The sequence below is a fragment of the Arthrobacter sp. 10N44_2 genome, from assembly GCF_056394385.1.
Genome location: NZ_JBFTHT010000015.1, coordinates 37,202 through 55,504 on the forward strand (window position 1 = coordinate 37,202; position 18,303 = coordinate 55,504).

Sequence of the window (18,303 nt, forward strand, 5' to 3'; positions counted from 1 at the left end):
AGTGCCCTGAGCCGCCGGGCGCAGGATGCCTAGAGCGCCTTGACTGCGCCGAGCACCCTGGCCAGCGAATCCTTGGCGTCCCCGAACAGGAGCGTGGTCTTGGGATCGTGCAGGAGCTCATTCTCGATGCCGGCAAACCCCGGGCGCATGGACCGCTTCAGGAACACGACCTGCTGGGCCTGCACCACTTCCAGGATCGGCATCCCGTAAATCGGCGAACCCGGCGAGGACTTGGCCGCCGGGTTGACGACGTCATTGGCCCCGACTACCAGGACGATGTCCGTGGTCGCGAATTCGGGATTGACTTCCGCGAGCTCCCGCAGTGACTCGTACGGCACGTTGGCCTCGGCCAGCAGCACGTTCATGTGGCCCGGCATGCGTCCCGCCACGGGATGGATGGCGAACACGACGTCCACGCCGCGCGCGCCCAGGGCCGTGGCAAGCTCCGCCACTGTGTGCTGGCCCTGGGCCACGGCGAGCCCATAACCGGGAACGATCACCACCCGCTGGGCGTAGCCGAGCTGGACGGCAATGTCCTCCGGGGACGAGGAACGCACTGGCCGGTCGCTCAGGGCGGTGGAACCCGCCGTCGAGCCGCCCTTGAACGCCCCGAACATGATTCCGCCGACTCCGCGCCCCATGGCCGAGGCCATGACCTTGGTCAGGATGGTGCCGCTCGCGCCCACGAGCGTCCCGGCGACCAGCAGCAGGACATTGCCCAGGACCACGCCCGACGCTGCCACCGCCAGCCCCGTGAACGCATTGAGCAGGGAGATCACGATCGGCACGTCCGCCCCGCCCACGGGCAGCACCAGGAGCAGCCCGGCGGCGAGGCCCAGGCCCAGCAATGCGAGCGACCAGCCCAGCGACCCGGTCAGGACCACCAGAGCTCCTGAGATGACCGCCCCCAACAGGACGGCCCCCATCACCCAGGGCATCCCGGGAAACAGCAGCGGACGGGTGCTGATGAGCTCCTGCAGCTTGCCCACGGTCACCGCGGAGCCGGCGAAGGACACCGCGCCCACCAGCATGGTGAAGACCACGGCCAGGCGGACCCATGGATCTTCCTGGTGGCCAAGTTCCAGTACGGCGACGAGCGCCGCGGCCCCGCCCCCGACGCCGTTGAAGAGCGCCACGAGTTGGGGCATCTGGGTCATCTGCACCCGTCGCGCCACGGGGAAGGCAATCGCGGATCCCACGGCGATGGCCGCGAGGATGAGCGGAACATTTTCCAGCCGCGCGGAGAGGAAGACGGTGACGACGGCGAGGAGCGCCCCGGCCGCGCCGATGGCGTTGCCGCGGCGGGCCGTTCGCGGCGAGCTGAGGCCCTTGAGCGCCAGGATGAAGCAGACGGCGGCCACAAGGTAGAGCAGGGCTGTCCATTCGGGGCTCAGGAGACTCATTTGGACTCCCCCGCCGCGTCGGCGGAGCTCCCCTCACCGGGGTGTCCTTCGCCCGCGGTTCCGCCAGCCTTGGCGGCGCCGCTTGGGGCGGGGATGCGTGTCCGTTTGTGGGCGCTGAACATCTCCAGCATCCGGTCCGTGACCACAAAGCCGCCCACCAGGTTGACGGTGGCCAGGACGACGGCCAGGAGCGCGACGCCGAGGACCCACGGGTCACTGGCCTGTCCGGCCACGATGATGGCGCCGACCAGGATGATGCCGTGGATGGCGTTGGCGCCGGACATGAGCGGTGTGTGCAGTTTGCTGGTGACCTTGGAGACGACTTCGAAGCCAACGAACACCGCGAGCACCACCACGGTCAGCAACACGACGGGGCCCATCACGCCTCCCTTTCCAATGCTTCCGCGGTGGGGGCGTGCCGCACCGTGCCGTCGTGGGTCAGGCACGTTCCGGCGACCACTTGGTCGTCGAAGTCCGGGGCCACCGAGCCGCAGTCGGTCATCAGCGCGAGGAAGTTGCTGACGTTCCGGGCGAAAAGCCGGGACGCGTCCGAGGGCATCGCGGATGCCGCGTCCTGCAAACCCACGAGCGTGACCGATCCGCCGTCGACCGGCACCTGCACGTCCTGGCCGGCGATCACGCCTTCGACGTTGCCTCCGGACTCCGCGGCGAGGTCGACGACGACGGATCCTGCCCGCATGCCGGCCACCATGGCGGTGGTCACCAGCAAGGGAGCGGCCCGGCCGGGGATGGCCGCCGTCGTGATCAGGACGTCCGCCGCCGCGACATGCGGGGCCAGGAGGCTGCGCTGGCGTTGCGCCCGGTCCTCACCGAGGGCACGGGCGTAGCCTCCGGTTCCGTCTGCCGCCGCATCGATGTCCAGGTTGATGAACGTGCCGCCCATCGAGGCGACTTCCTCGGCGGAGGCGGCCCGGATGTCGTTGGCCGAGACCCGGGCGCCGAGCCGCTTTGCCGTGCCGATCGCCTGCAGCCCGGCGACGCCGGCCCCAAGGACGAGCACCCTCGCCGGCGGGATGGTACCGGCGGCGGTCATGTAGAGCGGGAAGAACCGCGGGTAGCGGACGGCGGCTTCCAGCACGGCGCGGTAGCCCGTGACCAGGGACTGGGAGCTGAGCGCATCCATGGACTGCGCCCGGGAGATCCGCGGAAGCAGCTCCAGGGCGAACGAGGTGATCCCGGCAGCGGCGAGTGTCCGGACGGTCGGCAGCTCCGAGGACGGCGATGCCAGCCCGATGGTGACGGTGCCGGGCCGCAGCCGGGCCGCGGCCTCCGGGGTGAGCGCGCGGACATGCAGCAGGACGTCCAGGGCCTCCAACGGGAGCTCGGAGATGACCGTCGCGCCGGCCTCCTTGAAGGCGGCGTCGGCGAAGCCTGCTTCGGTGCCAGCACCGCTCTCGACCAGGAGATGGAGCCCGAGCGCCGTCAGCTGCCGGGCCGTCTCCGGTGTGGCCGCGACGCGGCGTTCTCCGGCTCGCTGCTCTCGTCCGACACCGACCTGCACGGGCCACTCCTCTCGGTTGGGATCAGAGTAGGCACATGCCTGACCGTTTGGCGAGAGGCGGGCTCCCGAAGCGCGGCGGCGAGTCCGGTCAGCGGCCCAGTCCCGCTTCCACTCCGCGCGACCCGGTGGCGTGCACAGCCGCCAGGAGGGCCTCGACGATGGGGAGGTCCGCCGGGATCCACGGCAGGTCCAGGACCCCTGCCGGATTGCGGAGGTCGAGCCAGCGCAATTCGTCATGGTCCTCCAGCGGCCGGGGTTCTCCCTGCACGAGCTCCGCGAACCAGACCCTCATCGCCGCCTTCGCGTTGAGCGGCCAGCCCGCGGCGGTTTCCGCGGGCAGCTCCGCCCCGAGCCGCACCAGCACGCCCAGTTCTTCCCGGAGCTCGCGGTGCAGGGCGTCCTCGGCGGCCTCGCCTGGTTCGACTTTTCCGCCCGGGAACTCCCACATTCCGGCAAACTGCGGCGGCGCTGTGCGCCGGGCCACAAGGAGCATGCCCGGGTCGGCCAGGGAGTCCACTACTGCGCCGCCTACGACGCCTATGAGTCCAGTCACGCCCTCAAGTCTAAGGCGGGCGCAGGGTCCGGCGCCCGGGGGCCGGGGCCGGGGCCGGCCCCGGTAGGGGACAATGGTGGAGGCGGCCGCCACGACACCTTCCGGAATATTCGGCGTCCCCTCCCGGTTCTTAAAAGCATATTTATCTGTCCGATCCATCCGGCCTCTCCCGGAAAATCTCTCCGAAAAGACGAATGACAACCACCACACACGCCCCGGCGCCGACCAAGTCCGGCACCCGTCACGTTGCCCTGGCAATCATTGCCCTCGCGATGGGCGGCTTTGGCATCGGCACCACGGAATTCACCATGATGGGCCTGCTCAAGGAGATCGAACAGGGCCTGAACATCAGCACGCCCGAGGCGGGTCACCTGATTTCGGCCTACGCCCTCGGCGTCGTGATTGGCGCGCCGGTGCTGGCCGCGGTCGGGGCCAAACTCCCGCGGAAGTATCTGGCCCTCGGGCTCATGCTCTTCTTCAGCATCGCCAACCTCAGTTCCTTCCTCGCCCCGGACTACGGCTCCATGCTGGTGTCCCGGTTCGCCGCGGGACTCCCCCACGGCGCCTTCTTCGGGGTTGCGGCCGTGATTGCCGCCTCCCTGGTGGCGCCGACCAAGCGGGGCTGGGCCATTTCGATGGTCATGGCCGGGCTGACGGTGTCCAACGTCATTGGCGTCCCCTTCGCCACCTGGCTGGGCCAGAGCTACGGGTGGCGGCTTCTGTTCCTGCTGGTGGGCCTGATCGGCATCATTACGCTGTTCATGCTGTGGAAGTTCGTCCCGTTCCAGAAACCGCACGCCGATGCCAGCTTCCGCAGGGAGCTCGGCGCGCTCAAGCGGCTGCAGGTGTGGCTTGCCATCCTGGTCGGCATCGTCGGCTTCGGCGGGTTCTTCGCGACCTACACCTACATTTCGCACACCATGACCTCCGTCGCCGGCCTCCCGGCGGCCTGGCTGCCGCTGGTCGTGGCCCTGTACGGCGTGGGCATGGTGGTGGGCAACATCGTTGGCGGCCGGATCGCCGACAAATCCGTCATGGGCACGATTTACTGGGTCCTGCCCGGCACGGCGGTGGCACTCGTGGTTTATGCCGTGGGCGTCCACTGGGCCTGGTCCGCGCTGGTCATGGTGTTCGTCGTTGGCGCCGCCGGGTCCATGCTCGTTCCCGCCCTGCAGACCAGGCTGCTCGATGCGTCCCCTGATGCACCGTCGCTGGCCTCCTCGCTGAACCATGCTGCGCTCAACGTCGCCAACGCCCTCGGTGCCTTCCTGGGCGGCCTGGTGATCGCCTGGGGCTGGGGCTACGTCGCCCCCGCGCTCGTGGGCGCCGTCCTGGCCGTGCTGGGTCTCGGGGTCGCCGCCTTCAGCGGCGCCGTGGAACGCCGGCGGCCGCTGGCCTCCTAGCCACCCCGCCACCCGCCAGAACACCGCGGCAGAACAGCCGCGGCCGCGGTACCCCGCCAACGGCAGAGGAAGAGGCCGAGGCAGCAGGGTGCAGATGCTCCAAAAAGAACAGCAGTCCTGTCCAGTGATGCACTGGGCAGGACTGCTGTTCTGTTGAGGGGCTGCCGTTCCATCTGGCGGCTGCCGTTCTCCCTATGGGCTTCCGTTCTCCCTGTGGGCTGGGCGGCTCAGGGGGCGCTGACGCGCTGCACATCCGGTTCCAGATAGATGACCCGGGCAATCGGGACGGCTTCCCGAACCCGGACCTCCGCGTCATCAATCGCCTTCGCAATGTCCTGGCCCGAGTCCGAGCGGCCGATGCTGATCTTGGCCGCCACCAGCAGCTCCTCGGGGCCAAGGTGCATGGTCTTGAGGTGAATGATGCTGGTGCCGCCGGCCTCGATCGCGCTGCGGATCTTGGCGACGTCATCGCGGGTGGCCGACTCGCCCAGCAGCAGGGACTTGGTTTCCATGGCCAGCACCACGGCGATCGCCACGAGCAGCAGACCGATCATCGCGGTGCCGAGGGCGTCCCAGATGCCGTTCCCGGTCAGGAGCGTCAGGCCCACGCCGAAGAGCGCGAACACCAGGCCCACGAGGGCGCCGAAGTCCTCGAGCAGGATCACCGGGAGTTCCGGCTGCTTGGCGTTGCGGATGAACTTAACCCAGCTCTGCTTCCCACGCAGGGGGTTGGATTCGATGATCGCTGTCCGGAACGAGAACGACTCGGCAATGATCGCGCCGATCAGGACGGCCAGCGGCACCCACCAGAAGTCACCTTCGATGGCGTGCGGGTGCTGGATTTTTCCCCAGGCCTCGTACAGTGCGAACAGGCCGCCGACGCTGAAAAGCACAATCGAAACGATGAAGGCGTAGATGTAACGCTCGCGGCCGTAGCCGAAGGGGTGCTCGGGGCTGGCTTCCCGCTTTGCGCGTTTGCCGCCGAGCAGGAGCAGCAGCTGGTTGCCGGAGTCTGCGAGGGAGTGAATCGCCTCGGCCAGCATGGACGAGGACAGCGTCAGAAAGTAGGCGACGAACTTCAAAACGGCGATGGTCAGGTTTGCGGCCAGCGCCGCGAGAATCGCCTTGGTACCGCCATTTGCAGCCACGTGAGCTTCTCCTTATGGGGTTCTTCCGGGGTGTATGCGAACACCGGAAGAACCCAGCGCCCACAAGGAATACCGTACCGGTTTCCGGGCCGGCGCCGAACCGCGGCGGGGACCAACGCTGCCACGTAACGATTGGGTAGTCCCCTGCTGACAAGCAATCCGCCCTATGTTAGCTTGAAGCCATATTCGGTATTCACAATTTGGATGCCGAAAAATATGTAGGAGGAGACATGGGCTTTCTTGGCTGGATCATTCTCGGACTCATAGTGGGTGCAATCGTCAAGGCACTCTTGCCCGGCAGGGTCGGTGGCGGCTGGGTTACCAGCCTCGTGCTCGGCGTCGTCGGCGCGATTGTTGGCGGCTGGATCGGGGACCTGCTGTTCGGCGGCGGCAAGATGGAATTCTGGAATCTCGGTTCCTGGCTCCTGGCCATCGTCGGTGGCCTCGCGGCCGCGTTCATCTACGGCGCCATCACAGGGCGCAACAAGACCACCACCTAATTCTTCAAGGCACTGGCCGCACACTTTGTGTGGGGGCGGCAGTGACACTACGACGGCGGGGCTCACCATTCGGTGGGCCCCGCCTTTCGTTTGGCCTGCGTTTTTCGGACAGGAATTCCTGCCGGACCCGCTGGTTTCCTGCTGAGCGGCTAGGGGGTTTGCTGGGAGCGGGCGCTGGCGTACAGGCAGACAGTGGCTGCGGTGCCGAGGTTCAGGCTTTCCGCTTCCCCGTACACCGGCACGGCCACCCGGTGGTCGGCCAGCGCGATCTCGTCCTCGGACAGGCCTTGGGCCTCGTTGCCGAAGAGCCAGGCGGTCGGCTGTTCCAACGCGTACACCGATTCGGCGGCGGATGCCCCCAGGCGGCGGGCCGCGTTCTCGTCCTGGAGACGGTCCAGGTCCAGTTGTCCCTTGCCGTCCGCGGCCAGCACGCCGACGCCACGCTCCCGGCAGCGGGCCACGACTTCCTCGACCTCCGCGCCGAGGACAACGGGCAGATGGAACAGGGAACCCGCCGTCGACCGCACGGCCTTGGGGTTGTAGATGTCCACGCTCGAGCCGGTCAGGATGACGGCGTCGGCGCCGGCGGCGTCGGCCGCCCGCAACACGGTGCCGGCGTTGCCGGGGTCCCGGACCTGGCACAGGACGGCAATCAGCCGCGGGCCGGTGTCGAGCACGTGCTCAAGGCTGACGTCCAGGAAGCCGCAGACGGCAATGATGCCCTGTGGGGTGACGGTGTCCGCCATCGCAGCGATCACTTCGTCGGTTGCGAGGTGCGCGTGGGTTCCCTCGGCCAGCTGCTCCAGCTCCGGGTGGCGGTCCAGGCAGGCCTCGGTGGCGTACACCTCATAGACGATGCCGGGCTCCCCCGCAGCGATCCTCTTCCGGTGCAGGACCAAAGCCTCACGGACCGCCTGCGGGCCTTCGGCCAGGAACTCGCGACGCTTTAAACGGGCCGGGCGCCCGGCAAGCTGTGCCACCTTCCTCATCCGATCAGCTCGGGGGTTGGAGAGTGGAAAGTCTTGCGGGCGCCCGGTTTCGTTCATATAAGAACCTTAGTGGCTATTCCAGCCGGCTCTTGAACGAGACAGTCTTTCAACTGCGGGAGGAACTACTTTGCAGCCTCGTCGGCGGCCTTCTTGGCAGCAGGCTTCTTCGCGGGAGCCTTCTTGGCAGCCTTGGGAGCCGGAGCAGCCTCAGCCTGGACGGCCGGAGCGGACGTGTCGGCAGGCAGCGAGTCCTTGGCGACCTTGACCAGCGCGGCGAAGGCGTTGGCGTCGGAAACGGCCAGCTCGGCCAGCATACGGCGGTCAACCTCAACCTCAGCGGCCTTCAGGCCCTGGATCAGGCGGTTGTAGGTCAGGCCGTTGGCGCGGGATGCAGCGTTGATGCGCTGGATCCAAAGACGGCGGAAGTCGCCCTTCTTCTTCTTACGGTCACCATAGCTGTACACAAACGAGTGCAGCAGCTGCTCTTTTGCCTTGCGGTACAGGCGTGAACGCTGTCCGCGGTAACCCTTTGCGCGTTCGAGGATAACCCGGCGCTTCTTGTGGGCGTTAACCGCCCTCTTCACACGTGCCACGTGCGTACTCCTTAGAAAATTTCTGATCCCAAGCGTCTACTGCCGGAACGGTCCGGCTGGCCTGAGAAGCCTTTTTGGTAGTTGACTGCTGCCAGGTGGCGAACAGTCAGAGAACTTGGAACTTAGATGCCGAGCATCTTCCGGATGACCTTGGCGTCGCCCTTGAAGACGATCTTGTCGCCGGCAAGGCGACGGGTCAGCCGGGAGGACTTGTGCTCGAGGTAGTGGCGGCGGTTGGCCTGCTGGCGGCGCAGCTTGCCGGTACCGGTCAGCTTGAAGCGCTTCTTAGCACCGCTGTGGGTCTTCATCTTCGGCATGGGAACCGATCTCCTTACGTATCCGCAGAAAAGTCTGCAGCTCTTTCGTGCAGCCACCCCTGCGGGCGGCGTGCTGGTTGCCTGCTGCCGGACATTGCTGTCCGGCAGCCGTGAACTAGTTGGTCTTCTTGGTGCCAGGCTTGGCGGCTGCCCGGGGGGCGGCCGGCCGTGCGGCGGGCTTCGGCGCTGCGGGCCTGGGTACCGGCTTCGGAGCAGCAACCGGCTTCGGTGCTGCTGCCGGAGCGGCTGCCTTTTCCTCGGGAGCCTTCGCTGCTGCCGGGGCCGGAGCGGCCTTCGGAGCCGCGGGAGCCTTGGCTGCTGCCGGCTTCTCGGCCGCCTTCGGAGCCGCCGGAGCCTTCGCTGCTGCCGGCTTCTCGGCTGCCTTCGGAGCCGCCGGAGCCTTCGCTGCTGCCGGCTCCTCGGCTGCCTTCGGTGCGGCTTCCGCCGGCACGTCCTGGGCGGGGGCCTCGTCGGCCTTGGTCTCTTCGACCGGAGCCGCTTCAACCTTGGCTTCTTCAACCTTGGTCTCTTCGACCTTGGCTTCTTCGACCTTGGTCTCTTCGACCTTGGCTTCTTCGACGGGTGCCTCCGGCGATACGACGTAGCCTTCCGGCAGGAGGTCCGACAGCGTCTGGGTCAGCGGGGCGTTGCCACCGGAGACATCGACGCGTCCCGAAGCCTTGGCTTCGTTCTCAGCCTTGGCTTCTGCGCGCTGCGTTGCGCGGCGGGCCTCCGCCTTGGCTTCGGCCTTGTTCTTCAGCGGGCCAACCACCATGACCATGTTGCGGCCATCGATGCGCGGGCTGGACTCCACCACACCAACTTCGGCGACGTCGTCGGCGAAGCGCTGGAGCAGGCGGATGCCCATCTCGGGGCGCTGCTGCTCGCGGCCGCGGAACTGGATCATGGCCTTGACCTTGTCGCCGGCACCGAGGAAGCGGAGCGCGTGTCCGCGCTTCGTTTCGTAGTCGTGGGTGTCGATCTTCAGGCGGAAACGGATTTCCTTCAGGACCGTGTTGGTCTGGTTCTTCCGGGCCTCGCGTGCCTTGACAGCGGCTTCGTACTTGTACTTGCCGAAGTCCATCAGCTTGCACACCGGAGGCTTCGCCTGCGGTGCAACTTCAACGAGATCAAGATCGGACTCGGCAGCCAAACGCAGGGCATCCTCAATACGGACAATTCCTACTTGTTCGCCTGCAGGGCCGACCAGCCGCACCTCGGGGACGCGGATACGCTCATTGATTCTTGGCTCGCTAATGTTAAAGCTCCTGTGTTCGTGAGGGGTATTCCACCGGCAAAAAGAGAAGGCCCCCAATTGCCGGAGCAATCGAAGGCCTCGAGATCGGAACTGCCGCCCTCAATGGGGCAACATGCACTTCCTGCGGACCGGAGTCCGAGGTAGTGCCCGACCAGGTACCCGGCAACCTTGACTCCTGGACAGGAGGGGCTTCCCGAAGGAAGTTTCGCGGCTGACGCGGGTGGGAGAGAACTCCGCTTGCAAACTAAAGCCAACTCTACAGAAAGACACCCGTTCAACGCACGTATGCGTCGCCGGGCGCCAACTTCAGTGACAAGCACTGCCAGTCAGAACACTGCATTCTATAAAAGCTTGAGAATAACGACATTTAGTCGGTCTGTGACAAGCTTACCAGCATGAGCACTTCAGATAGTAATTCCCACGTCTTCGAGCCCGCGGCAGCCCAAGCGGACGTCTCGCAGCAGATCCGCGACATCTCGGAAGTCCCCTCCATCGAGGTCATCACCACGGCCGCCGTGCACCTGATGAGCGCCGCCGCGGTAAAGCTCGGCCTCGCCGCCGAGGAAAATGCCCAGGACCTCAAGGACCTGGACGAGGCCCGCAAGCTGATCACCGCCCTCGCCGGTCTGGTGACCGCGGCGGCGCCCGAAATCGGCTCACAGCACGCTGGACCGTTGCGCGACGGACTCCGTTCGCTTCAGCTGGCCTTCCGCGAAGAATCGATCATCCCGGACGCTCCGGGCAAGGGCCCGGGCGAGAAGTACACCGGCCCCGTCAACTAAGCACCCGTCAGCCAGGACAACGCCGGCGTGCGGACCACCCAGGTCCGCCCGCCGGCGTCGTTATTTTCCGTCCGCAGGATTTGCCGTTCACAAAGCCAGGGCGCGTGCCCGGAGTGGCGCAATGGCGGCAGGCCCGCGTTCAGACGCGGGCCAGGCGGCTGCGCCGGACCTGTTGCAGGGCCAGTCCCACCAGGCAGAGGGCCACGCCCGCCAACCCCACTGAGACGAAGCCGGCCGACGGGCCGATGAGGTCAATGAACAGCCCGGCAAGAGGCGCGCCCAGGGCCACTCCGCCGGTGAGCGATGACCCGTACCAGCCCATCGCCTCGCCACGCCGGCTTTCATCCACCAGTTCGGCCACCTTTTCCGAGGCCGCGGACAACACCGGCGCGCACAGCAGACCCGGCAGCAACGCGAGCAGGCTGAGCGTCCAGACGTCGGTCGCGAAGGCCATCGGAACCGTCAGCGCTGACATCCCCAGCAACAGGAGGATCGGGGAAACGGCCCGGTGCATGGCACCGTAGAGGACGCCGCCCACCACCGAGGCCGCGCACCAGAAGAGGAACACGATGCCGATTTCGGCCTGGTGGCCGCCGGTCTGGAGCGCCGCGACGATGCCGACGTCGGTGCCGCTGAGGACCATGCCGGCACCGGCGCCGACGGCAAACACGGCGGCTACGGCGGCGGTGAACCAGCTGAAGTTGTGGATGACCCTGTGGCGCAGGCCGGATCCCCGCCGGCGGCGCTCCTCGGCGGCGGCCGCCAGGGGTGCCAGTTCGGCTGCTGCCTCCTGCAGGTGGGCCGGCGCGGCGGCGACCACTGCGGCTTCCGCGCACTCCAGCTCCTGCGCCTCAAGCCCGGCGTCCGGGGAAGCACTCCGGGTGGGCGGGTTGAACCACATGAGGAAGAGCCCGGAGACGGATGTGGCCACTCCCACGACTGTCAGGCCCAGGACGGACTGGCCGCTGGTGGCGACGACGGCTCCGACGGCCGGGCCGATCATGAAGACCAGCTCGGTGGCGATGGCGTCGAGCGCAAAGGCAGTCCGGCGCTGTTCCCCGGGGGCCAGAACGCCCAGCGACTGCCGCACCACGCTGAAGATGGGCAGGGTCAGCAGGCCCCCGATGAAGACCAGGGGCAACAGGGCCTCGTAGGACACGTGCGGCACGATCGACCAGATCACGGCCTCGGAGACCACAGACGGAATCAGCGCCTTTCGCAGCCCCACGGTGTCGACCCGGCGTCCGCGCCAGGGCGCGCCGACGGCGATACCGATCGTCATCACGGCGGCGGCCGCTCCGGCGGCGGCGTAGCCCTGGCCGAGGGTCAGGACGATGTGCAGGGTCAGCAGGACGCCGGCCGCCGAGTGCGGTATGCGGGCGATCATGCCGACCAACAGGAGGCGCCTGATGGGCCGGATCGCCAGCAGCTGACGGTAAAGCGCGAAATTCACGGACTATATCCTTCTGGTACTGCCCACGGCAGCACCGGGAGGTCCCCCGTTGGGCCGTCAGCTATGGTGCTGCGCGCTGCAGCTTGACCTCGATCGAATCAACCCGCTCGGCAAAGATTTCATTCCGGGCCCAGGCGTTATTGAGGCCGGCGACGATCGACTGCACGCCGGCGGCGTCGAGACCGTCTTCAAGGTAGAGGACCACACGGAGTTCCGGGCCGGCTCCCCCACCGGGGAGCCGCCTGCCATCGGCCGTGGCCGAGGCAACTCCACCCCCCGGATGAATTTCAACACGGCGGACCGCCGGAAAGCCAACCGCGCCTTCCCCGAGTGCACCCGCGAGATCGGGATCGGCGTATGACGGCGTCCATGGCTGCTGCTGGGCGAGGGCCCAGACTGCCGGCCGGCGGACCACGAACGTCACTTCCGAGCCGGGATCGAGCACGAGCAGCTCCGCGCCTTCCGCGACCGCTGACAAGGCAGCCCGGGCCGCGTACACGGCGACCGGCCTGGCCTCCGGGTGCCACGCCGTCAGTGACGCCGCCGAGGTGAACACCGGCATGGCCGTCCGCCCGTCCGGCGCCTTGAGCGTCACCAAGGCCATGTCGGCCTGCTTGTCCGAGTGCAGCGGATCCCCGTTGGGCCCGGCCGCGGCCTCGCCCTCTTCGGCGAGCTGGGCGAGAATTGGCACGAACACCCGGGCGGTGGCCAGCGCGGCCACCACGGTCGCCTCGTCGCCAGTGCCCGCGGCGAGGTCGGACAAAGCCGCCAGATAGCCGGCGTCGGCGGTGCCGTCGTCGTCGTCGAAATTATGGATCTTGGCGTCATTGCCGGACAGGCTGCGCCCAGCCCAGGGTTGGCCGGCGGAGTCCGTGGCCCCGCCGGCGCCGGCAAGGGCCGCCGCGATATGCCCGGGCAGATGCCGGATGGGACCGGCCCCGGTCCCTGCCTGCACTGTCTCGTGGGGGTTATTGGGGTCGTGGGTGTCGTGGGAGTGCGTCATGGGCGCCTTCGCCGCTAGCGGCGGCCGGCGACGTCGAGGGCCTCGGGCAGGGTGAAGTTGCCGTTGTAGAGGGCCTTGCCGACGATGGCGCCTTCGACGCCGAGCGGCACCAGGGAGCGCAGGACCTTGAGATCCTCGAGGCTGGAAATGCCGCCGGAGGCGACCACCGGCTTGCCCGTTTTCTCGACCATCTGGCGCAGGAGTTCGACGTTGGGGCCCTGGAGCGTGCCGTCCTTGGTCACATCGGTCACGACGTACCGGGCGCAGCCGGCGTCCTCGAGGCGGCCGAGCACGTCCCAGAGGTCCCCGCCTTCCTTGGTCCAGCCCCGGCCGGCGAGGGTGGTGCCGCGGACATCCAGGCCGACGGCAATCTTGTCGCCGAAGCGCTCGATCACCCGGGCCGTCCATTCCGGGTTTTCCAGTGCCGCCGTGCCCAGGTTGACGCGTGCGACGCCGAGGTCGAGGGCCTTCTCAAGGGATTCGTCGTCGCGAAGGCCGCCGGAGAGCTCCACCTTGATATCGAGCCGGCCGACGACCTCGCGCAGGAGCTCGGCGTTGGAGCCGCGCCCGAACGCGGCGTCCAGGTCGACCAGATGCACCCACTCAGCCCCCTGCTGCTGCCAGTTGAGGGCGGCCTCCAGCGGGGTGCCGTAGCTCGTCTCGCTGCCGGCTTCGCCCTGTACGAGCCGGACGGCCTGTCCGTTGACGACGTCGACGGCGGGCAGGAGCTCGAGTACGGGCAGCGGGGTTTCGGTGGTCATCGTGGAGTCCTCAGCTTGGGGATGGTGGTGGGGAGGGGCGGTCAGGACGCCGGCAGGGTCAGGAGGTAGGCGGCCAGCAGTGACATGCCGGCGAGGATGTAGAAAACGATCTGCACCCAGAGCGGACTTTTCTGCTGGCGGAAGGAGATCCCGCCGCCAACCAGCAGGCCGGCCACGCCCATGAGCACCAGGGACCACATCTAGGCGGTCCCTTCCGGGGCTGCGGTACGGTCCGGGGCTGCGGGGCGCAGGCTTTGGACCCAGTTGCGCAGCAGCCGGGCGCCGGCGTCGCCGGACTTCTCCGGGTGGAACTGGGTGGCACACAGCGGGCCGTTTTCCACGGCCGCGATGAACGGGGCACCGTGGTCGGACCAGGTCACCAGCGGCGCAGCCATCCGCGGCTGGATGACGTCGAAGTCCCACTTCTGGACACCGTAGGAGTGCACGAAGTAGAAGCGCTCGTCCTCAACCCCGGCGAAGAGCCTGGACCCTTCGGGGACGGCGACGGTGTTCCAGCCCATGTGGGGCACGACGTCGGCAGGCAACAGTTCCACCTTGCCGGGCCACTCCCCCATGCCCTCGGCTTCGGTGCCGTGTTCGACGCCGGCCTCGAACAGCACTTGGAGCCCGACGCAGATGGCCAGCACGGGGCGGCCTCCGGCGACACGGCGGCCGATCATGCGGATGGCGTCAACGGCCTTGAGTTCGCGCATGACGGTTTCGAAGGCGCCGACACCGGGGACGACGAGGCCGTCGGCATTGAGGACATCCTCAGGCTTGGAGCTGAGGATGACTTCGGCGCCGGCCCGCTCCAGCGCGCGGACGGCGGACCGGACATTCCCGGAGCCGTAGTCCAGCACCGTAACTGTGGGCTTTCCCTGCGGGGAGACCGGCTTGGCCGCGGCGGCGGGGTCGATGATGGCCCCGTCGCGGAGCACCGGGCCGGTCACAAAGCACCCTTTGTCGACGGGATGCCCTCGACGCGGGGATCCGGCTCGACGGCTGCGCGCAGGGCACGGGCAAAGGCCTTGAACTGGGCCTCGACGATGTGGTGGGGGTCACGCCCGGCAGTGACGTTCATGTGCAGGCAGATCCCGGCGTGAAGGGTGATCGCCTCGAAGACGTGGCGGGTCAGGGAGCCCGTAAAGTGGCCGCCGATCAGGTGGTATTCCTGGCCTGCCGGCTCGCCGGCGTGGACCAGGTAGGGACGGCCGGAGACGTCCACGACAGCTTGCGCGAGGGCCTCATCGAGGGGAACGGTCGCCTCGCCAAAGCGGCGGATCCCGGCTTTGTTGCCCAGGGCGGTCCGCAGAACCTCGCCGAAAGTGATGGCCACGTCCTCGACAGTGTGGTGGACATCGATGTGGGTGTCGCCGGTGGCCTTGACGGTCATGTCGATCAAGGAGTGCTTGCTGAGGGCCGTCAGCATGTGGTCGTAGAACGGGACCGACGTGCTGATGTCTGAAACGCCGGTGCCGTCCAGGTTGATCTCGACCAGGACCGAGGACTCGCTGGTGGTCCGTTCCATGCGTGCGGTCCGGCCCTCGGCGGCGGTGGATCCGGTGGTGCTCATGTAGATGTGTCCTTTGGAAGAAGGCAGGGTGTTGGGCAATCTGGCGGGGACGATTGGGCTCCCCACCAAGTCTAGGCCTGCGGCTTTGCGGAGCCGGCCAGGATGAGTTCAAGTGCCTCCAGGAAGGCTGTGGTTTCTGTCTCAGTGCCGGCGGTGACGCGCAGGTGCCCCGGAATACCGACGTCGCGGATGAGGACACCGGCGTCCAGCATGCGCTGCCAAACCTCATGGGGGTTCTCGAGGCCGCCGAAGAACACGTAGTTGGAATCAGACGCGGCCGGGGTCAAGCCCAACCGCGTCAGTTCCGACACGATCCGGTCGCGCTGGCGCTTGATGTCCTCGACGTCCGCCATGAGCGCCTCCCGGTGGCGCAGGGCAGCCAGGGCCGCAGCCTGGGTGATAGCGGAGAGGTGGTACGGGAGACGGACCAGGCGCAGGGCATCCGCGACCTCCGGGGCCGCGGCCATGTAGCCGAGCCGCGCACCCGCGAGGGCGAAGGCCTTGCTCATGGTGCGCGAGACGATGAGCCGCTCCCGGCCAGGCAGCAGGGTGAGGGCACTGGGCGTGCCGTCGTGGGCGAACTCGTGATAGGCCTCGTCGACGATCACGATGGTCTGGCTGGCCTCGCCGGCGTCATAGACTGCCTCGACCACATCAAGGCCCAGCCCCGTGCCGGTCGGGTTGTTCGGGGAACAGAGGAAGACAATGTTGGGCTGAAGCTCGCGGACTTGCTGTGCCGCTGATTCCGCACTGAGCCCATAGTCGGACGCGCGGGCCCCGACGACGTACTCCGTATCCGTGCCGGAGGCCAGCAGCGGGTACATCGAATACGTGGGAGGGAACCCGAGGGCCGTCCGGCCAGGGCCCCCGAAGGCCTGGAGGATTTGCTGAAGGACTTCGTTGGAACCATTCGCGGCCCAGATGTTCTCCGCGTCCAGCCCATGGCCAAGGTATTCGGCGAGGGCTTCGCGCAATTCGGTGAATTCGCGGTCCGGATAGCGGTTCAGCCCGGCAGCGGCGGCGCTCACGGCTTCGGTAATCGCGGCGCGGACATCGGCCGGGACCCCATGGGTGTTCTCGTTGACGTTGAGCAGGATGGGGACGTCCAGCTGCGGCGCGCCATACGGACGCAGGCCACGCAGATTGGTTCGGAGGGGCAGTCGGTTGAGGCGCTCAAGCTGGTCAGTCACGTGACCAGTTTAAGTGGTAGCGGGACGGGCGCTGAAACTGTGACGCCCGCGACGGCACCCGGGGGTGGCTACTTGGACGGAACAAACAGTTGCTGGCCCGGCATCACACGCGCGGCGTCCAGATTGTTCAACTGCACGATATCGGCCACAACATCGCGGGGATCGCGCTCCGGGGCCACCGACCCGGCAATGGCCCAGAGGGACTCCCCCGGTTGGACTGTGACGGATACGGTCGGCGTCACCGAGAGCTGGTCTGCGGAATCTGCCGCTTTCGCGGGAGCGTTGAGGAATCCGCTGAAGGACAGGATGAACGCCGCCAGCAGAATCAGGGGGACGCCGAAAAAGACGAAGCGTCCGCGCCGGGTGAGCCGAAGCGGCGGCTGCTTGGTCCGGCCGCCGGAAACCGCGGCGGCGGCTCCTTGCTGCGCCCGCGACGGCGCGGAGCCGCGGCGCCTGGCGTTGAGCGGGTACACGTTGCCGTGACTGGAAACGCCCTGGCCCATGCCGCTTTGGTCGAGGCCGCCGTGTCCGATGCTGCCGCGTCCGATGCTGCGGCTATCCGCTGCGCCACCCGGACCAACACCACGGTGGCGGGTCGTGACGCCCTGAATGTTAGTGCCGTCAAACGCGCTTGAAACTGACATGAACTGAGCCCTCCTGGACCATAAGTTGCCGCCCGGCGTACTCACGTACTCGCCGCCAACCGGCCGAACCTTCGAACATAGAACCGAATATTGCCTGCGAACCCAGATCGTCGGAATCGAACACATATTCGAATCTTACTTGTTCTGTTTTAGCACTTACTAACGAACGATGTCGAGACTCGCTAGAACAAATGTTTGAAAAAGGTCTGCGGCTGGCCTATTTTTGAGGGACAGGACAACCACTTTCGAACTCCCACTTTCGAACTACCAGTGGGAATTCATTCGTAGTTGATCAGCAGGGTCTGACATTTCAGGCCGGAAGTTCCCGGTGACAGCAGCCACGGCAGCCGGGCGGAACGGAAAGGCGTTGGCGAACATGGCAGCACAAGCCACCGGCGGCAGGGCCACCCCACGGAGCCCGCAGCCCGCCCGGGCCCCCAAGAGCCTCACCGTCCGGCAAAAGAAAATCCTGGAGACCATCCAGCGGTCCGTCACGGACAAGGGCTACCCGCCGTCCATGCGCGAAATCGGCGACACCGTCGGTCTCGCCAGCCTGTCGAGCGTGACCCACCAGCTCTCCCAACTGGAAAAGCTCGGCTACCTGCGGCGTGATCCGAAGCGGCCCCGGGCCATGGAAGTGCTCATGCCGCTGACCCTGGACGAGGGGGCCACGCCGATATCTGGTATCGAGAAGTCCAGCCCCTTGCGGGCCGTCGGCGGCCTGTCGGTAACCGAGCTCGCCAGCGCCACTGACACGGCAATGGTGCCGTTCGTCGGACGCATCGCCGCCGGCGGGCCGATCCTCGCGGACCAGGTGGTGGAGGACGTCATGCCGCTGCCCCGCCAACTCGTGGGCCATGGCGAACTCTTCATGCTCAAGGTGGCCGGCGACTCGATGATCGACGCCGCCATCTGCGACGGCGACTGGGTGGTTGTCCGCCGCCAGGGTGATGCCGTGAACGGCGATATCGTTGCCGCCTTGCTGGACGACGAAGCCACGGTCAAGACCTTCCGCCAGCGGGACGGCCACACGTGGCTGTTGCCGCAAAACACCCAGTACGAGCCCATTCTGGGCGACCACGCCGTAATCATGGGCAAGGTCGTATCGGTACTGCGCTCCCTCTAAACTGCGCTCCCCTTAGCCATCCGGGGCATGCTGCCAGTTCGGAGCGGCCACCCCGCGGCGGATTTCCGGCGCAGGGTGACGGCCC

Annotated in this window: 21 protein-coding genes; 4 read left to right on the forward strand and 17 right to left on the reverse strand. The window is 67.2% G+C overall.

Annotation, left to right across the window (positions count from 1 at the left end):
- Positions 1-29: 29 nt before the first annotated feature.
- The 4 genes from AC1DBX_RS15470 to AC1DBX_RS15485 all read right to left on the reverse strand — a co-directional run bounded on the left by AC1DBX_RS15470 (position 30) and on the right by AC1DBX_RS15485 (position 3,478).
- A complete protein-coding gene (locus AC1DBX_RS15470; protein WP_223917215.1) occupies positions 30-1,403 on the reverse strand; it encodes an NAD(P)(+) transhydrogenase (Re/Si-specific) subunit beta in 1,374 nt (457 codons plus the stop codon).
- Positions 1,400-1,783 (reverse strand): NAD(P) transhydrogenase subunit alpha part 2, encoded by a 384-nt coding sequence (locus AC1DBX_RS15475; RefSeq protein WP_230008096.1) that lies wholly within the window; start codon positions 1,781-1,783, stop codon positions 1,400-1,402. The genes AC1DBX_RS15470 and AC1DBX_RS15475 overlap by 4 nt, the downstream gene beginning before the upstream one ends.
- Positions 1,783-2,925, reverse strand: coding sequence for a Re/Si-specific NAD(P)(+) transhydrogenase subunit alpha (locus tag AC1DBX_RS15480; protein WP_476932171.1), 1,143 nt, complete (start codon positions 2,923-2,925; stop codon positions 1,783-1,785). The genes AC1DBX_RS15475 and AC1DBX_RS15480 overlap by 1 nt, the downstream gene beginning before the upstream one ends.
- 88 nt (positions 2,926-3,013) lie before the next feature.
- Positions 3,014-3,478 carry a (deoxy)nucleoside triphosphate pyrophosphohydrolase gene (locus AC1DBX_RS15485; RefSeq protein WP_476856419.1) on the reverse strand — a complete coding sequence of 155 codons (465 nt, stop codon included), beginning with the start codon at positions 3,476-3,478 and terminating at the stop codon, positions 3,014-3,016.
- A 194-nt stretch (positions 3,479-3,672) separates the two neighbouring features.
- Here AC1DBX_RS15485 and AC1DBX_RS15490 point away from each other — a divergent pair, with 194 nt between their 5' ends.
- Positions 3,673-4,881 (forward strand): MFS transporter, encoded by a 1,209-nt coding sequence (locus AC1DBX_RS15490; RefSeq protein ID WP_223917209.1) that lies wholly within the window; start codon positions 3,673-3,675, stop codon positions 4,879-4,881.
- 227 nt (positions 4,882-5,108) lie between these two features.
- Here AC1DBX_RS15490 and AC1DBX_RS15495 read toward each other — a convergent pair whose 3' ends face one another.
- A complete protein-coding gene (locus tag AC1DBX_RS15495) occupies positions 5,109-6,029 on the reverse strand; it encodes a cation diffusion facilitator family transporter (protein ID WP_079551287.1) in 921 nt (306 codons plus the stop codon).
- 230 nt (positions 6,030-6,259) lie between these two features.
- On the opposite strand from AC1DBX_RS15495, the gene AC1DBX_RS15500 reads away from it, so the two are divergent.
- A complete protein-coding gene (locus tag AC1DBX_RS15500; protein WP_230010760.1) occupies positions 6,260-6,529 on the forward strand; it encodes a GlsB/YeaQ/YmgE family stress response membrane protein in 270 nt (89 codons plus the stop codon).
- 149 nt (positions 6,530-6,678) lie between these two features.
- On the opposite strand, the gene AC1DBX_RS15505 is transcribed toward AC1DBX_RS15500, so the two are convergent.
- The 4 genes from AC1DBX_RS15505 to infC all read right to left on the reverse strand — a co-directional run bounded on the left by AC1DBX_RS15505 (position 6,679) and on the right by infC (position 9,644).
- Positions 6,679-7,575, reverse strand: a complete 897-nt coding sequence (locus AC1DBX_RS15505) for a TrmH family RNA methyltransferase (RefSeq protein WP_223917207.1) — start codon at positions 7,573-7,575, stop codon at positions 6,679-6,681.
- 65 nt (positions 7,576-7,640) lie between these two features.
- Positions 7,641-8,111, reverse strand: coding sequence for a 50S ribosomal protein L20 (rplT, locus tag AC1DBX_RS15510; RefSeq protein ID WP_028277244.1), 471 nt, complete (start codon positions 8,109-8,111; stop codon positions 7,641-7,643).
- Between the two features lie 122 nt (positions 8,112-8,233).
- Positions 8,234-8,428: a 50S ribosomal protein L35 gene (rpmI, locus tag AC1DBX_RS15515; RefSeq protein WP_003798720.1), complete on the reverse strand. Its 195-nt coding sequence runs from the start codon at positions 8,426-8,428 to the stop codon at positions 8,234-8,236.
- Positions 8,429-8,543: 115 nt separating this feature from the next.
- Positions 8,544-9,644: a translation initiation factor IF-3 gene (infC, locus tag AC1DBX_RS15520; protein WP_476932172.1), complete on the reverse strand. Its 1,101-nt coding sequence runs from the start codon at positions 9,642-9,644 to the stop codon at positions 8,544-8,546.
- A 437-nt stretch (positions 9,645-10,081) separates the two neighbouring features.
- Between infC and AC1DBX_RS15525 the strand changes: the two genes are divergently transcribed.
- Positions 10,082-10,468, forward strand: coding sequence for a DUF1844 domain-containing protein (locus tag AC1DBX_RS15525; protein WP_230010214.1), 387 nt, complete (start codon positions 10,082-10,084; stop codon positions 10,466-10,468).
- Positions 10,469-10,607: 139 nt separating this feature from the next.
- On the opposite strand, the gene AC1DBX_RS15530 is transcribed toward AC1DBX_RS15525, so the two are convergent.
- The 8 genes from AC1DBX_RS15530 to AC1DBX_RS15565 all read right to left on the reverse strand — a co-directional run bounded on the left by AC1DBX_RS15530 (position 10,608) and on the right by AC1DBX_RS15565 (position 16,951).
- On the reverse strand, positions 10,608-11,921 hold the full coding sequence (locus AC1DBX_RS15530) for an MFS transporter (RefSeq protein WP_028277241.1): 1,314 nt from the start codon (positions 11,919-11,921) through the stop codon (positions 10,608-10,610).
- A gap of 61 nt (positions 11,922-11,982) precedes the next feature.
- Positions 11,983-12,924 carry an SseB family protein gene (locus AC1DBX_RS15535; RefSeq protein WP_476932173.1) on the reverse strand — a complete coding sequence of 314 codons (942 nt, stop codon included), beginning with the start codon at positions 12,922-12,924 and terminating at the stop codon, positions 11,983-11,985.
- A 14-nt stretch (positions 12,925-12,938) separates the two neighbouring features.
- Positions 12,939-13,685 carry a bifunctional 1-(5-phosphoribosyl)-5-((5-phosphoribosylamino)methylideneamino)imidazole-4-carboxamide isomerase/phosphoribosylanthranilate isomerase PriA gene (gene priA, locus AC1DBX_RS15540; protein WP_079551296.1) on the reverse strand — a complete coding sequence of 249 codons (747 nt, stop codon included), beginning with the start codon at positions 13,683-13,685 and terminating at the stop codon, positions 12,939-12,941.
- Between the two features lie 41 nt (positions 13,686-13,726).
- Positions 13,727-13,885 carry a hypothetical protein gene (locus tag AC1DBX_RS15545; RefSeq protein WP_164468561.1) on the reverse strand — a complete coding sequence of 53 codons (159 nt, stop codon included), beginning with the start codon at positions 13,883-13,885 and terminating at the stop codon, positions 13,727-13,729.
- Complete coding sequence (hisH, locus tag AC1DBX_RS15550; protein WP_476849458.1) at positions 13,886-14,635, reverse strand: imidazole glycerol phosphate synthase subunit HisH; 750 nt, start codon at positions 14,633-14,635, stop codon at positions 13,886-13,888.
- Entirely contained in the window at positions 14,632-15,258 is a 627-nt protein-coding gene (gene hisB / locus AC1DBX_RS15555) for an imidazoleglycerol-phosphate dehydratase HisB (protein ID WP_476849457.1), read from the reverse strand. The genes hisH and hisB overlap by 4 nt, the downstream gene beginning before the upstream one ends.
- A 71-nt stretch (positions 15,259-15,329) precedes the next feature.
- Positions 15,330-16,448 (reverse strand): histidinol-phosphate transaminase, encoded by a 1,119-nt coding sequence (locus AC1DBX_RS15560; RefSeq protein ID WP_230008559.1) that lies wholly within the window; start codon positions 16,446-16,448, stop codon positions 15,330-15,332.
- 68 nt (positions 16,449-16,516) lie between these two features.
- Entirely contained in the window at positions 16,517-16,951 is a 435-nt protein-coding gene (locus AC1DBX_RS15565; RefSeq protein ID WP_476859207.1) for a LysM peptidoglycan-binding domain-containing protein, read from the reverse strand.
- Between the two features lie 517 nt (positions 16,952-17,468).
- On the opposite strand from AC1DBX_RS15565, the gene lexA reads away from it, so the two are divergent.
- Positions 17,469-18,218 (forward strand): transcriptional repressor LexA, encoded by a 750-nt coding sequence (gene lexA, locus AC1DBX_RS15570; protein ID WP_230008558.1) that lies wholly within the window; start codon positions 17,469-17,471, stop codon positions 18,216-18,218.
- Positions 18,219-18,303: the final 85 nt, after the last annotated feature.

Coding starts and splice junctions, on each gene's coding strand:
- hisB (WP_476849457.1), bottom strand. CDS start 15,258: ATGAGCACCACCGGATCCACCGCCGCCGAGGGCCGGACCGCACGCATG.
- rpmI (WP_003798720.1), bottom strand. CDS start 8,428: ATGCCGAAGATGAAGACCCACAGCGGTGCTAAGAAGCGCTTCAAGCTG.
- AC1DBX_RS15545 (WP_164468561.1), bottom strand. CDS start 13,885: ATGTGGTCCCTGGTGCTCATGGGCGTGGCCGGCCTGCTGGTTGGCGGC.
- lexA (WP_230008558.1), top strand. CDS start 17,469: ATGGCAGCACAAGCCACCGGCGGCAGGGCCACCCCACGGAGCCCGCAG.
- AC1DBX_RS15505 (WP_223917207.1), bottom strand. CDS start 7,575: ATGAACGAAACCGGGCGCCCGCAAGACTTTCCACTCTCCAACCCCCGA.
- AC1DBX_RS15470 (WP_223917215.1), bottom strand. CDS start 1,403: ATGAGTCTCCTGAGCCCCGAATGGACAGCCCTGCTCTACCTTGTGGCC.
- priA (WP_079551296.1), bottom strand. CDS start 13,685: ATGACCACCGAAACCCCGCTGCCCGTACTCGAGCTCCTGCCCGCCGTC.
- AC1DBX_RS15565 (WP_476859207.1), bottom strand. CDS start 16,951: ATGGGCCAGGGCGTTTCCAGTCACGGCAACGTGTACCCGCTCAACGCC.
- AC1DBX_RS15475 (WP_230008096.1), bottom strand. CDS start 1,783: ATGGGCCCCGTCGTGTTGCTGACCGTGGTGGTGCTCGCGGTGTTCGTT.
- AC1DBX_RS15500 (WP_230010760.1), top strand. CDS start 6,260: ATGGGCTTTCTTGGCTGGATCATTCTCGGACTCATAGTGGGTGCAATC.
- AC1DBX_RS15490 (WP_223917209.1), top strand. CDS start 3,673: ATGACAACCACCACACACGCCCCGGCGCCGACCAAGTCCGGCACCCGT.
- AC1DBX_RS15525 (WP_230010214.1), top strand. CDS start 10,082: ATGAGCACTTCAGATAGTAATTCCCACGTCTTCGAGCCCGCGGCAGCC.
- AC1DBX_RS15535 (WP_476932173.1), bottom strand. CDS start 12,924: ATGACGCACTCCCACGACACCCACGACCCCAATAACCCCCACGAGACA.